Origin of the sequence: Pseudomonas koreensis (assembly GCF_025447595.1) — a bacterium.
In the GTDB taxonomy this organism is placed as follows: Bacteria; Pseudomonadota; Gammaproteobacteria; order Pseudomonadales; family Pseudomonadaceae; genus Aquipseudomonas; species Aquipseudomonas koreensis_H.
Genome location: NZ_JAOEJU010000015.1, coordinates 80153 through 93870 on the forward strand (window position 1 = coordinate 80153; position 13718 = coordinate 93870).

Consider the following 13718-nt stretch of genomic DNA (forward strand, 5'->3'; position numbering starts at 1 on the left):
TCCGACTCAGACAAACTCCTCGCGCAACATCGCCACAAACGCCTCACGCGCCGGGTGCACCCCGGCGTTTTCATGCCAGTAGAACAAGTTGTCGATGGCCGTCAGCTCCGGGAATTCGTAACCCGCACACCCCGCGCCTTTGGCGTATTGCTCGAATACGCCTTTGGGCACCAGCGCCACACCAGCGCCGGCACTCACGCAACCGACAATCGCCCCATAACTGGCCAGGCTGACAATCGGTAGTGCCAGCCCCTGACGCAACAACCAGTGCTCCAGCGCAGCGCGATACGGACAGCCCTGCGGCCACATGAACACGGTTTTGTCCTGCAAATCGTCGAGGTTGCGCACCGGCCCGAACGAGGTCGATGCAATCAGCAGCAATTCTTCGCGATACATCGGCGTGCGCTTGAGCTGCGAGCGCTCGACGTCCACCGCAACGATCGCGCCGTCGAGTCGATGGCTGACGGTATCGTCCAGCAATTGCCCCCAGGTGCCGGTGGTCAATTCGAGCGCCACGTTCGGGTAGCGCTTGTGAAATTTCGCCAGCAGGCGCGGCAGTCGCCCGGTCGCCGAAGATTCAATGGCGCCGATGCGCAGCGGCCCGGACGGCTCGGCGGCAGGATCGACCGCGCGTTTGGCTTCAGCTGTCAGCGCCAGAATCTTCTCCGCGTAAGCCAGAAAGGTCTGCCCCGCCGGACTGATCCGCAGCCCGCGCCCTTCGCGCAGAAACAGCGCCACACCCAGTTCCGCTTCCAGGGATTTGATCCGCGCCGTGATGTTCGACGGCACGCAAAACAGCTTTTCAGCGGCTTTGGCGATGCTACCGACCTCGGCCACGGTCTTGAACATGCGGATCTGCGCCAGCTCCATAATCATCACTCTGAGTGAACGGTTCGCGCAGTATAAGTCAGTTGTGGCGAATGATTGGCCGCCCGGATACTCGGCACATCAATCACAGAGTGCCTCGCTCATGCCTTCCACTTCGCCTTTGAAAATCCTGTTGGCCATGGCTTTCGTGGTCGGCTGCTGGGCCTATTCGCCGACCGGTATCCACATCGGCCTGCAAGCCTACGACCCTGGTCATCTGGCCTTGCTGCGATTTCTGCTGGCGTCGCTGTTCATGGCAGTGATTGCAGGCTTCAAGGGTATTGATCTGCCGCGCCTGCAGGATTTGCCGCTGTTGCTTGCCTTGGGCTTCTTTGCCGTCAGCCTGCATCACGTCGTGCTGAACATCGGCCAACAAAGTGTCAGCGCCGGCGCGTCGAGTGTGCTGGCGCAATCGACACCGCTGTTCAGCACGTTGCTGGCGCGGTTTCTGTTCAAGGATCGGGTCAGCCTCTGGCGCTGGGGTTGTGTGCTGCTGGGATTCGTTGGCGTGGTGATCGTGGTCAGCGGCGATCGCGGCCTCGGCAGCATCGACGCCCACGGTTTGCTGATTCTGCTGGCCGCCGTTTCGTGGAGCGTTTACTTCGCTCTGCAAAAACACCACGCCCGGCGCTACGACGGACTGACGCTGGTGTGCTACACGGTGTGGTCCGGCACGCTGTTGCTGTTGATCTACTTGCCGGGACTGGCCGACAGCGTGGCCAGTGCGCCGCTGCGGGTGCAATGGGCGGTGCTGGGTCTGGGTGTGTTCCCCAGCGCACTCGCCTATCTGGCATGGGCGTTCGTGCTCAAGCACGTGGACCTGAGCCGGGCGACGATGACGCTGTACCTGATTCCGCCGACTGCGATGGGGATTGCTTCGGTGGGATTGGGTGAACGACCGACGCTGATGGTGCTGGTTGGATCGGCAGTGGTGTTGATCAGCGTGCTGGCGTTGAATCTGGAACGGCCGGCGATGGTGCGGGCCATTGAGACTTGAGTCGCGGCGGCGTTACGCGCCGCCTGCTGAAAAGCGGTCACGACTGTTGGTCAGGTGCAGCCACATCGCCGCACGCGCCGCGTCCGGGTCCTGACGCTTGATCGCGTTGAGGATCGCCTCATGCTCAAGATTCGCCAGTTGCCCGAGCTTGCTCAAATCCACCGCCCCGCGTTCGGCAGCATTGACCCGGGTGCGCGGAATCATCGCGCTGCCCAGGTGCTGCATGATTTCGGTGAAGCAGACATTGCCGGTGGCTTCGGCAATCAACAGGTGGAAGCGCCGGTCGGCTTCGACGCAACTGTCGTTGTTGGCCAATAGACGCTGATAGTCGTCCAGCGCCTGACGCATCTGCGCCAACTGTTGCTCGGTACGGCGCTGCGCCGCCAGTGCAGCCGCTTGAGTCTCCAGGCCCATGCGCAATTCGAGAATGCTGCGCACGCCCAGCGCGGTGTCGACATTCAGTCGCAATCCCTGCTCCGGCGCGCGCTCTATCACGAAGGTGCCGATGCCGTGCCGCGTCTCCACCAGCCCTGACGCCTGCAATTTGGAAATCGCCTCGCGCACCACGGTTCGGCTGACCCCGTGCTCCTGAACGATCGAGTTTTCCGAGGGCAACTTGTCACCGGGCAACATCTGGCCGAGCAGGATGCTCTGGGTGAGTTTTTCCACCAGGTCATGGGCCAGGTTGTGCGCGCGTTTGCGGGCGGGAGCGTCGAGGTCTTCTTGCATGGTCGGTTCCGGTGATCGGGGCAAGCCGATCGTAGCACTGGCGGCGATGACTTGTATGAGCTCCTATGAATTCTGAAACCTAACTTGTATGACAACACTCGATTTTAGGTAGAAAATCTTCCACTGCGCCGAACAATCGCCCCACGATCACTGACATGGAATGCTCTGCCATATCTGATAAAACGCTTACAGAAGCCAACAAACACGGCACTTAAAATCTTAAAAAGCATAAAAAACGCCTCCCGTAGTCAAATTTGATTGAGCACTCCCGCTTGTAGGACAAAAAAATCTAGTTGTATGATGTCTATCAACAACGCAACACCAGACACACCCCGCATAAAAATAACGAGTGGGAGAAAACCAAGTGAAATCATCCATTGCCGGGATGAACGAGGGCGCCGATTCCGTGCTGTCCTCCGCCATTGCCAAAGTCAAACGCCACGTCCTGCCGCTGTTCGTCATCATGTTCATCGTCAATTACATTGACCGGGTGAACATCGGCTTCGTCCGCACCCACATGGAACACGACCTCGGCATCGGTGCCGCGGCCTACGGTTTCGGTGCCGGACTGTTCTTCATCGGTTACGCGCTGTTCGAAGTCCCTTCCAACATGTTGCTGCAAAAGGTCGGCGCGCGAATCTGGCTGACCCGCATCATGCTCACCTGGGGTCTGGTAGCCGCCGGCATGGCGTTCATCCAGAACGAAACCCACTTTTACATCCTGCGATTTCTGCTCGGCGTGGCCGAGGCCGGGTTCTTTCCCGGGGTGATCTACTACTTCACTCGTTGGTTGCCGGGAGCCGAGCGCGGCAAGGCGATTGCGATCTTCCTCAGCGGTTCGGCCGTGGCCTCGCTGATTTCCGGCCCGTTGTCCGGCCTGCTGTTGCAGATCGAAGGTCTGGGCATGCACGGCTGGCAGTGGATGTATTTCATTGAGGGAATGTTCTCGGTTGGCCTGTGCGTATTTGTGTGGTTCTGGCTCGACGCCAAGCCCCACGATGCGAAATGGCTGACCCGCGCCGAGCAGGACGCGCTGGTCAAGGCCATCGACGATGAACAGAAAGCCCGCGAAGCCGCGACCCCGATCCGGCCGTCGCTGGGCAAACTGCTCAAGGATCGCCAGATCATCCTGTTCTGCCTGATCTACTTCTTCATTCAATTGACCATCTACGCGGCGACGTTCTGGCTGCCGAGCATCATCAAGAAAATGGGCGAGATGAGCGACTTCCAGGTCGGCCTCTTCAACTCGATTCCGTGGCTGCTGTCGATCATCGGCATGTACGCATTCGCCTCGTTCTCGGCGAAGTGGAAACACCAGCAGGCGTGGGTGGCCACTGCATTGCTGATCGCCGCTGCGGGGATGTTCATGTCCACCACCGGTGGGCCGATTTTTGCCTTCGTCGCGATCTGCTTTGCCGCACTGGGTTTCAAATCCGCGTCGTCGCTGTTCTGGCCGATTCCGCAGGCCTACCTCGATGCACGGATCGCCGCTGCCGTCATCGCGCTGATCAACTCGGTGGGCAACCTCGGCGGCTTCGTCGCCCCCACCACCTTCGGCCTGCTGGAACAACACACCGGTTCGATCCAGGGCGGCCTCTATGGTCTGGCCGCGACCTCGATCATCGCCGCGATCATCGTGTTCGCCGCCCGCATGACACCCAAATCCGCACCTGACGTCGCCGTGGCCGATGCCGCGCCGAAACACGCCTGAATCTGTTTGAAAGGACAACGCCAAATGACCGCACACGACATCGCCAAAGCCCCGATCATCACCGAGATGCAAGTCATCCCGGTGGCCGGCCACGACGGCATGCTGCTCAACCTGAGCGGCGCCCACGGGCCGTTTTTCACCCGCAACATCGTCATCCTCAAGGACAACGCCGGCCACACCGGCGTCGGTGAAGTGCCCGGCGGCGACCGCATCCGCCAGACGCTCGAAGACGCCCGCAGCCTGGTGGTCGGCAGCCCGATCGGCACGTATCAGAAGATCCTCAACCAGGTGCGCCAGACCTTCGCTGACCGCGATGCCGGCGGCCGTGGCCTGCAAACCTTCGACCTGCGCATCACCATCCACGCGGTCACCGGCCTGGAAGCAGCCCTGCTCGACCTGCTCGGCCAGCATCTCGACGTGCCGGTGGCCGCATTGCTCGGTGAAGGTCAGCAGCGCGATGAAGTGAATATGCTCGGTTATCTGTTCTACGTGGGCGATCGCCGGGAGACCGACCTCGCCTACCGCAGCGAACCGGATGCCGACAACGACTGGTTCCGCGTGCGTCACGAGACAGCCATGACCGCCGACGCCGTGGTGCGTCTCGCCGAGGCTGCCCATGCGCGTTACGGCTTCAAGGACTTCAAGCTCAAGGGCGGCGTGCTCAGCGGCGATGCCGAAATCGAAGCGGTGACCGCACTGGCGGAACGCTTCCCTGACGCCCGCATCACCCTCGATCCGAACGGCGCGTGGTCATTGAAAGAAGCGATCCGTCTGTGCCGCGACCAGCATCATGTGCTGGCCTACGCTGAAGACCCGTGCGGTGCGGAAAACGGTTATTCGGGACGTGAAGTGATGGCCGAATTCCGCCGCGCCACCGGGCTGAAAACCGCCACCAACATGATCGCCACCGACTGGCGCGAAATGGGCCACGCGATTCAGTTGCAGTCGGTGGACATCCCGTTGGCCGACCCGCATTTCTGGACCATGCAGGGTTCGGTGCGGGTGGCGCAGATGTGTCATGAATGGGGCCTGACCTGGGGCTCGCACTCCAACAACCACTTCGACATTTCCCTGGCGATGTTCACCCACGTCGCGGCCGCCGCGCCGGGCGACATCACCGCCATCGACACCCACTGGATCTGGCAGGACGGCCAGCGCCTGACCAAGGCGCCGCTGCAAATCGTCGACGGCTGCGTGCAGGTGCCGAAGAAACCGGGGCTGGGTGTGGAACTGGACATGGACCAGGTGGCCAAAGCCCACGAACTCTATAAAGGCATGGGTCTCGGCGCGCGGGATGACAGCGTGGCAATGCAGTTTCTGATTCCGGGCTGGACGTTCGATAACAAGCGTCCTTGCCTGGTGCGCTGACCCGGATTCAACGCAATTTCCTGTGGGAGCGAGCTTGCTCGCGATGGCGGAGTGTCAGTCGATAATTTTTTCGAATTTGAGGCCGTCTTCGCGAGCAAGCTCGCTCCCACAAGGACTTTCACTAGCCTGAAATTTCCAGCAACCAGTGTTTGAACGCCGCCATCGCCGACGTCTCCGGCCGTGACTGCAACCGCGTCAGCCAATAGCTGCCGGTGGTGATTTCGATGGCAAAGGGTTGGCGGATCAGGTCCGCCGCCAGTTGCCGGGCAAACATCAATGGCGGCGCCAACGCCACCCCGCCGCCCTGCAACGCCGCCTCCATCATCGCCAGCGACGAGTCGAACACGATGCTCTGGGGCGGCGCGGCATGGGTCGCCAGCCCCGCCGCATGAAACCATTCCGGCCACTCATCGGTGCGATAGGAACGCAACAAACGCTGCTGCAAAAGATCCCCCGGCTTATGCAATTGCCGGGCGATTTCCGGCACGCAAAGCACCGACAACGGCGCCTCCAGCAAACGGGTCGCCTCGATGCCGTGCCACGCCCCGGCGCCAAACCGGATCGCGTAATCCAGCCCTTCGGCGGCGACGTCCACCCGATTGTTGTTGGTCGACAGCCGCAAATCTATGAGCGGATGTTTCGCCTGAAAGTCCGCCAGCCTCGGCAACAACCAGCCCACGGCGAAGGTGCCCACCGCGCCGACCGTGAGCATTTCCCGATATTGCCCGCCCGCCAGACGCTCGAGCATCTGCGCGATATGATCGAACGAGGTGGTCAGCACCGGCAGCAGGGTTTCGCCCTCGCCGGTCAGCATCAGCCCACGGGGCAAGCGTTTGAACAGGATCACGCCGAGTTGCGCCTCGAGGCTTTTGACCTGATGGCTGACGGCCGCCTGGGTCACGCACAACTCCACGGCCGCACGGGTGAAGCTCAGGTGGCGCGCAGAAGCTTCAAAGGCGCGCAATGCATTCAAGGGCAATTGAGGTCGAATCATGCCAGGTCCCAAATTTTTCTAATGGCTCGTCCGAGTTTTCATCGTTTGTCGAATACCGTCGGAGTGCCTAGATTTGCGGCGCTGATCAGCAACCCGATGAAAAAACGCTCGCAGTGTAGCGGGATAACACCATCAACACTCATGGAGAGTGGTTCAAGCATGTCTTCGATCAACCTGAACAAACTCACGTCCTTCAGCGCTTTCGGACTTTTCTTCAGCGCCGCCACCTGCCTGGCCGCCCCGCAAACCGACGATCAGTTGCAGGCGCTGGTCAAGACCACCGTGACCCCGGTCATGCAGCAACAGGACATCGCGGGTCTGGCCGTGGCCGTGACAGTCGATGGCAAGACGCATTATTTTAACTACGGTGTCGCCGACAAGAGCACCGGGCAAGCGGTGAGCGAAAACACCCTGTTCGAAATCGGCTCGGTGAGCAAAACCTTCACCGCGACCCTCGCCGCCTACGCCCAGGCCAGCGACAAACTGGAATTCTCCGACAAGGCCAGCCAGCACTGGCCCGAACTCAAAGGCAGCGCTTTTGACCACATCAGTCTGCTGCAACTGGGCACCTACAGCGCCGGTGGCCTGCCGCTGCAATTCCCGGATACCGCGGATTCTTCCGACAAGATGCTCGGCTATTACCAACGGTGGAAACCGACTTATCCGGCCGGCAGCCAGCGCCTGTACTCCAACCCGAGCATCGGCCTGTTCGGCTACCTTGCGGCGAAAAGCCTCGGCCAACCGTTCAATCAGGTCATGACTGAAACTCTGCTGCCGAAACTCGGGCTCAAGCACACCTTCCTGTCAGTGCCGGCCTCTGAAGAGAAGCTCTACGCCCAGGGCTACGACAAGAACAACAAACCGGTTCGCGTCAGCCCCGGCGCCCTCGACTCCGAAGCCTACGGCGTGAAAACCAGCGCCGCCGACCTGCTGCAATACGTCCAGACCAACCTCGACACCGCCAAACTCGAAACACCTCTGCAAAAAGCCATCGCCCTCACCCACACCGGTTACTACACCGTCGGCGACATGACCCAGGGCCTGGGCTGGGAACGCTACACCTACCCGATCAGCCTCGACCGCCTGCTGGACGGCAACTCGACGCCAATGGCCATGGAACCGCACAAGGTCAAATGGCTGAATCCGCCACAGCCTGAACCGGCGAACGTGCTGCTGAACAAGACTGGCTCCACCGCTGGCTACGGCGCGTATGTCGCGTTCGTGCCATCGAAGAAAGTCGGGATCGTGATTCTGGCGAACCGCAACTATCCAAATGGAGAACGGGTGAAGATTGCGCACAGGATTCTGGGTGAATTGACCCGGTAATCACGCCATAAAAAACGGGCGACCTTCTCAGGTCGCCCGTTTTTTCTTTTCTGATCACCCCTGAATCAGAACATCAATCATCCGGCATTTCCGGCGGCTTGGCCGGTTTGGTTGGCTTGGCCGGCTTAGTCCCTTTCGCGCCCTTGGCCGGCGCCGGTTCTGCAGCGGCCGGGGCAGTAACCACGGTGGAGGTGGTCTCTTTCTCGGCGGCCGGCAGCGCATCAATAGTGTCGAAGATTTTCTTCAAATCGACCGCCGCCGCTTCATCCCCCGAAGCCGTCAGTTTGGTCTCGCCATCCTTGCCCACCAGAAAGACCTTCGGATACGCCCCGGCGCCCAGCTTCAGCGAGCGCAGCAGCGCCATGGTTTGCTGCTGCTCCAGGCTTTTGCCATCGACCTGACCGCTCATGCTCAGGATGGTGTAAACCTTGATCTTGCGGTCGGCGATGCCTTGTTTGTTGGCCGGGTCGTCCAGCGCTTTTTTCAGGCTGACCCAATAAGAATCGACCGTACTGGAAGCGATCACGATCACCGGGCGGTTAATGCCCTTGTCGACGTCCAGAGGGGAATCGCCGTCGGCGGCGAACAGGGGGCCGGCAATCGCCAGCAAGAGTGTCAGGGTCAGTGACCTGATGAGCATGCGCATCTCCTTTTGATATCCACGCTCTAATGATTGCGCATCGCGGCGATTGTTCCGGGGGGTGCCCGGCAAAAGTGTTTCGCCTTGCCCAAAGCTTAGGTCAGCACCGATTTTGCGCAACCGGTTGGGCGCGATCATGTCGCGCATTTGATTACCTTTTATGACCGCATTAGGGTGACAGCTCTGCCTATGAAATGGAGTTCAACGCGCATGCACATCGACTATCTCTGCCATCACCCGCAACTGATCGAGGAACTGGCCGAACTCAACTTCAAGGAATGGGGCCAGTACAGCCCTGAAGACACCCTCGCCAGCCGCACCGAACGTATGCGCGCTGCCTGCGGTAAAGGCGCGATCCCCAGCGTGGTGGTGGCGATCGAAGACGGAAAACTGCTCGGCGGTGCGCTGCTGATCGACAGCGACATGGACACGCGCCCGCAATTGACGCCGTGGCTGGCCGGGGTCTACGTGAAGGCCGAACAGCGTGGCCGCGGGATCGCCTCGCAACTGGTCAACCGCATCGTAGAGGAAGCTGCCGCACTGGGTGTGCCGCAGTTGTACCTGTACACCGATGCCGCGCAATCGCTGTATGCGCGGCTGGGTTGGGAGGTGCTGGAGGAAACGGAATACGACGGTTTGCCGGTAACCGTGATGAAGCGGGCGCTCGATCAGAACGCCAGCTTGTAACCGATCAACACCAGCATCGTTGCCAGGCACGGGCGCAGCAGTTCATCGGAGACCCGACCGGTCAGGTGACTGCCGAGCCAGATGCCCGGCAACGAGCCGACCAGCAGAAAGCCCAGCACGCCCCAGTCCATGTTGCCCATGCTCGCGTGGCCGAGGCCGGCGACCAGGGTCAGTGGTACGGCGTGGGCGATTTCGGTGCCGACCAGACGGCGAGTCGGCAGCAGCGGGTAGAGGATGAACAGCGCGACGGTGCCGAGGGCGCCGGCGCCGATGGAGGTCAGGGCAACCATGGTGCCGAGGATCAGACCGGTGATCACGGTCATGACATTCAGGCGCGCGCCGCTGGGGTTGTAGTTGCCGCCGGCCCGTTTGTGGGCGAACTCCAGCAGGCGTTTCTTGAACAGAATCGCCAGCGCCGTGGCGAACAGTACGAAGCCCAGCGCCTGCTTGATGATGGCGTTCATCGCGTCCGGCGCGGTGTGCAGGGTGCTGAGGAACCACAAGGTCATCGCCACCGCCGGAACACTGCCCAGGGTCAGCCAGCCAGTGATCGCCCAGTCGATGTTCTTGTTCTTCCTGTGGACCAGCACGCCGCTGGATTTGGTGATGGCCGCGTACAGCAAATCCGTGCCCACCGCCGTGGCCGGATTGATGCCGAACCACAGCAGGATCGGCGTCATCAACGAACCGCCGCCGACACCGGTCATGCCAACGATGAACCCCACGACCAGCCCGGCAATCACCAGGCCGAAATTTGCCAATTCCATTAAGACGTCCAGACAAACCACAGGAAAAATCCGGCCCGCAGCATAACCAGTTTTCTTATAACGACCTATATCGATCGGATCTATCGTTATGCAATTTTAAGTGTCAGTGCTGTCGCCGGCCCGGTTTGAAACTGTGGGTGCTGTTGATCCAGACCGTGGCGAGTGCGATCAGCGACAGGATCAGCAACGCCCACGGAAACGACATCGCCCCTGCCCGGCCCAGCAGCAAGCCGCCAAACAATCCGCCGCCGGCAATCGCCACGTTCCATGAAGTGGTGAGCATCGCCTGCACCACATCCACGTGTTCCCCGGCGGAGTCCGCTGCGGCGGTGAGCAGCAACGTCGCCGAGCCGCCGAACGACAGGCCCCACACCGCCATGCACGCATAAATCAGCCAAGGCGACGGCGCGACCAGTGCCAGCACCAGTGCGGTCACGGCAAACACTGCGAGACTGATCAGCGCCAGCCCGCGCAGCCAGCGATCCACCAACAGACCGATGATCCAGATCCCCAGCAACGAAAAAAGACCGAAGACCAGTAACACCAGATCGACCCGCTCGCCAAGACCGGCCTGCGTCAGAAACGGCGCGATGTAGGTGTAGAGAATGTTGTGGCCGAGCATCCACGTCAGCACCACAAACAGCACGGGGCGCACGCCGGGCAGACGCAGCGACTGCATCAACGGCAACCGTTCGGCGTGGGCCTGGCCCGGACGATCCGGCACCGCGATAACGATCCACGCCGCCAGTACCAGCGCCAGTGCCGACATGATCCCGAACGAGGCGCGCCAGCCGATCACATTGCCCAGCCAGGTACCGGCCGGCGTGCCCAGCGACAGCGCCACCGGAGTGCCGAGCATGGCAATCGCCAGCGCCCGGCCCTGCTGATGCACCGGCACGATCCCGCGCGCGTAACCGGCCATGATCCCCCACGAAAGCCCCGCTGCCATTCCGGCCAGAAACCGCGACGTCAGGGTCAGTCCGTAATGACTGGAGAACGTGGTGATGGTGTTGAACAGCAGAAACCCGCCGACCGTCATCAACAACACCCGCTTGCGCCCCCAGCCTCGGGTGGCGACCGTCAGCGGAATCGCCGCGACAATCGAGCCCAGCGCATACAGCGTCACCAGTTGCCCGGCCAATACTTCGCTGACGTTCAGGCCGGTGCCGATCTGCGGCAACAAACCGGCCGGCAGGGTCTCGGTGAGGATGGCAATGAAGCCGGTCATGGCAAACGCCAGCAGCGCAGCGTAAGGCAGTTTTTCCGTGCGAGTGGCACGTTCCAGGCGGGTGTATTCGGCGCTTGCGGGGTCGGTCATGACGGGTGCAGCTCCCTTTGAGTCAAATCGGACGGCGGATTGTATACAAATCTCATCGTCCGCCACTCTAACCGACCTGGCTCACTGCACGGGCAAAAAATTCAAAAACAGCAGGCTCTGGGCGTAATTCAGGCCGATGCGCCGATAGCGCTCGTCGAGCATCTGGGTCAGCAGATCCAGACGCGCCACGACTTTGCCGAACTCCGTGGCGAAGCTCAGGTTGCTGCCCTCCTCGGAAATCTCGTTGGAAAACAGCAGCGGCTGGCCTTCCTTGTTCTGCCGCTGGGCGAGGATCCACGTGGCTTTCTCGATGTTGCGCGCGGCGTTGTTGACGAAGGTCGGGTTGATCGCATCGGTCATGTAGAACTCGGTGCGATTGCCGTGGGCGGTGACCAACATGCTGCCGATCGCATAGATAAACGCGCCGACCCGGTCGCCGAGGAATTCAGGGCTCATGGCATAGCTCAGCGCTGCAAGATCCTTCTTGCCGCCGAGGGTGGGCAACGGTTGCTGTTGTTCGATGGCTAGCCGCACCTGTTTGACGGCGGTTCTGATATCGAGGAAGCCGGATTTGCGTAGCTCGTCCGGGTTACGCAAATACAACTTGCCCATCAGTCGATAGAGGCTGTCGAGGTTGTCACGCATCGCCAGCGTGGCCATGCGATCGACGCTGGTCTGGAGAAACTCCTGAGGCCGGCCCTCGCGCATCTGAGTGATGAAATTGTCGCCGTCCTGATGGCTGCAACCGCCGAGCAACAGCGTCGACAGGCAGGCCAGCAGCAGGCATGGGCGATGAATGAATGCAGCGATGGGGTGCAAAACTCTCGGCATGAATTCTTTGACGGACACGTTCCTGTGCGGCGGAAGTCACCGCACCCTGGCCATGGATAGAGCCGGGGATTTCGCAAAAGTGCAGTGCCGGCGTGGATTCCCGACCTTCGGCGCACGCTGCCCAATGAATTTAGTCCGACTTTATTTTTGCATTAACCGTTTCATCCGCTATAAATCTTCACTCAAACATTAATTAGCATGACTATTTAGAGATTTTTAAAACAACAACAAAAAGGAAGGTCAACCATGCTTCAATCCCGACACTCACTTTGCGGCCTCGGACTGTCCCTGATGATCGCCACTCTCTCCGCCCAGGCCGCCGGCCTGTCCAGCGAGCACAAAGCCTTCGGCAAAACCAATGACGGCACGCCCGTCGAGCAATACATCCTGCGCAACAGCCACGGCATGCAGGCCACGGTCATCACCTACGGTGCGACCTTGCAGGCGCTGCACGTCCCGGACAAACACGGCAAGCTCGACGACATCGTCCTCGGCTTCGACGATGTGCAGGGTTACCAGAAAGGCACCGCGTACTTCGGCGCGACCATCGGCCGCTTCGGCAATCGCCTGGCCGATGGCGCCTTCGAGCTCGACGGCAAACGCTATCAAGTGCCGCAGAACGACAAGACCAACGCCTTGCACGGCGGCACTCAGGGCTTCGACAAAAAGGTCTGGAAAGCGAAGGAAACCAAGGACCAGGATTCGGTCGGCGTGACCCTGACGTATTTGTCGGCGGATGGCGAGATGGGTTTCCCCGGCAACCTCACCACCGAAGTGACCTACCGACTCACCGACTCCAACGAGCTGCGCATCGACTACAAGGCCAGCACCGACAAACCGACGGTGCTCAACCTGACCAACCACAGCTACTTCAACCTCGCCGGCGCCGGCAATGGCGACATCCTCAAGCAAGTCGCCACCCTTCACGCCAGCCATTACACCCCGGTCACCGCCAAGCTGATCCCGACCGGCGAACTGGCCCCCGTGGCCGGCGCACCAATGGACTTCACCAAACCCACCGCCATCGGCCAGCACATCAAGGCCGATCACCCGCAATTGAAATTCGCCGAAGAAAAACACGGCGGCTTCGATTTCAACTGGGCGCTGGACACCAAAGGGGACGCGAGCAAACTCGCCGCCGAAGTCAGCGACCCGCAATCCGGTCGCCACTTGCAACTGTTCACCAACGAACCGGGCGTGCAGTTCTACACCAGCAACTTCCTCGACGGCACGGTCAAGGGCAAGGGTGGCAAAGTCTATCCGCACTGGGGCGCGTTCACCCTGGAGACCCAGCACTACCCGGACTCGCCGAACCAGCCGAACTTCCCGAGCACTCGCCTCGATCCCGGCCAGACCTACACCCAGAGCGTGGTGTTGAAGTTTTCCGCGAAGTAGCGACCCTCGCCTCCTTTCTGGAACCGGACGGAACCCGTGGGCTATCCTGCTGCCCACTCAAGGTATCGACCGTTTCAGAAAGGAGGTT

13 protein-coding genes are annotated in these 13718 nt (G+C 60.8%); 6 read left to right on the plus strand and 7 right to left on the minus strand.

Annotation, left to right across the window (positions count from 1 at the left end; all coding sequences use genetic code 11):
- Nucleotides 1–6: 6 nt before the first annotated feature.
- On the minus strand, nucleotides 7–870 hold the full coding sequence (locus N8H71_RS18465; protein ID WP_262195084.1) for a LysR family transcriptional regulator: 864 nt from the start codon (nucleotides 868–870) through the stop codon (nucleotides 7–9).
- Between the two features lie 100 nt (nucleotides 871–970).
- On the opposite strand from N8H71_RS18465, the gene N8H71_RS18470 reads away from it, so the two are divergent.
- The gene (locus N8H71_RS18470; RefSeq protein ID WP_262195085.1) at nucleotides 971–1864 is read left to right on the plus strand and encodes a DMT family transporter; all 894 of its coding nucleotides are present in this window, start codon (nucleotides 971–973) and stop codon (nucleotides 1862–1864) included.
- A 12-nt stretch (nucleotides 1865–1876) separates the two neighbouring features.
- On the opposite strand, the gene N8H71_RS18475 is transcribed toward N8H71_RS18470, so the two are convergent.
- Nucleotides 1877–2593 (minus strand): FadR/GntR family transcriptional regulator, encoded by a 717-nt coding sequence (locus tag N8H71_RS18475; RefSeq protein ID WP_102717055.1) that lies wholly within the window; start codon nucleotides 2591–2593, stop codon nucleotides 1877–1879.
- Between the two features lie 364 nt (nucleotides 2594–2957).
- Here N8H71_RS18475 and N8H71_RS18480 point away from each other — a divergent pair, with 364 nt between their 5' ends.
- On the plus strand, nucleotides 2958–4304 hold the full coding sequence (locus N8H71_RS18480; protein WP_011335053.1) for an MFS transporter: 1347 nt from the start codon (nucleotides 2958–2960) through the stop codon (nucleotides 4302–4304).
- 24 nt (nucleotides 4305–4328) lie between these two features.
- On the plus strand, nucleotides 4329–5672 hold the full coding sequence (gene gudD, locus N8H71_RS18485; RefSeq protein ID WP_262195086.1) for a glucarate dehydratase: 1344 nt from the start codon (nucleotides 4329–4331) through the stop codon (nucleotides 5670–5672).
- 121 nt (nucleotides 5673–5793) lie between these two features.
- Here the strand turns inward: gudD and N8H71_RS18490 are convergent, their stop codons facing one another.
- Nucleotides 5794–6666 (minus strand): LysR family transcriptional regulator, encoded by an 873-nt coding sequence (locus tag N8H71_RS18490; RefSeq protein WP_262195087.1) that lies wholly within the window; start codon nucleotides 6664–6666, stop codon nucleotides 5794–5796.
- 159 nt (nucleotides 6667–6825) lie between these two features.
- On the opposite strand from N8H71_RS18490, the gene ampC reads away from it, so the two are divergent.
- On the plus strand, nucleotides 6826–7992 hold the full coding sequence (gene ampC, locus N8H71_RS18495) for a class C beta-lactamase (RefSeq protein WP_262195088.1): 1167 nt from the start codon (nucleotides 6826–6828) through the stop codon (nucleotides 7990–7992).
- A gap of 73 nt (nucleotides 7993–8065) precedes the next feature.
- Here the strand turns inward: ampC and N8H71_RS18500 are convergent, their stop codons facing one another.
- The gene (locus N8H71_RS18500; RefSeq protein WP_007951594.1) at nucleotides 8066–8632 is read right to left on the minus strand and encodes a DUF4174 domain-containing protein; all 567 of its coding nucleotides are present in this window, start codon (nucleotides 8630–8632) and stop codon (nucleotides 8066–8068) included.
- 210 nt (nucleotides 8633–8842) lie between these two features.
- On the opposite strand from N8H71_RS18500, the gene N8H71_RS18505 reads away from it, so the two are divergent.
- Complete coding sequence (locus N8H71_RS18505; RefSeq protein WP_192561696.1) at nucleotides 8843–9319, plus strand: GNAT family N-acetyltransferase; 477 nt, start codon at nucleotides 8843–8845, stop codon at nucleotides 9317–9319.
- On the opposite strand, the gene N8H71_RS18510 is transcribed toward N8H71_RS18505, so the two are convergent.
- The 3 genes from N8H71_RS18510 to N8H71_RS18520 form a co-directional block, all read right to left on the minus strand.
- Complete coding sequence (locus N8H71_RS18510; RefSeq protein ID WP_011335062.1) at nucleotides 9301–10086, minus strand: sulfite exporter TauE/SafE family protein; 786 nt, start codon at nucleotides 10084–10086, stop codon at nucleotides 9301–9303. The two genes, N8H71_RS18505 and N8H71_RS18510, sit on opposite strands and share 19 nt — an antisense overlap.
- A 103-nt stretch (nucleotides 10087–10189) precedes the next feature.
- Nucleotides 10190–11404, minus strand: coding sequence for an MFS transporter (locus N8H71_RS18515; RefSeq protein WP_262195089.1), 1215 nt, complete (start codon nucleotides 11402–11404; stop codon nucleotides 10190–10192).
- Nucleotides 11405–11485: 81 nt separating this feature from the next.
- Nucleotides 11486–12235, minus strand: coding sequence for a hypothetical protein (locus N8H71_RS18520; RefSeq protein WP_262195090.1), 750 nt, complete (start codon nucleotides 12233–12235; stop codon nucleotides 11486–11488).
- A 246-nt stretch (nucleotides 12236–12481) separates the two neighbouring features.
- On the opposite strand from N8H71_RS18520, the gene N8H71_RS18525 reads away from it, so the two are divergent.
- A complete protein-coding gene (locus tag N8H71_RS18525; RefSeq protein WP_262195091.1) occupies nucleotides 12482–13630 on the plus strand; it encodes an aldose epimerase family protein in 1149 nt (382 codons plus the stop codon).
- Nucleotides 13631–13718 lie beyond the last annotated feature (88 nt).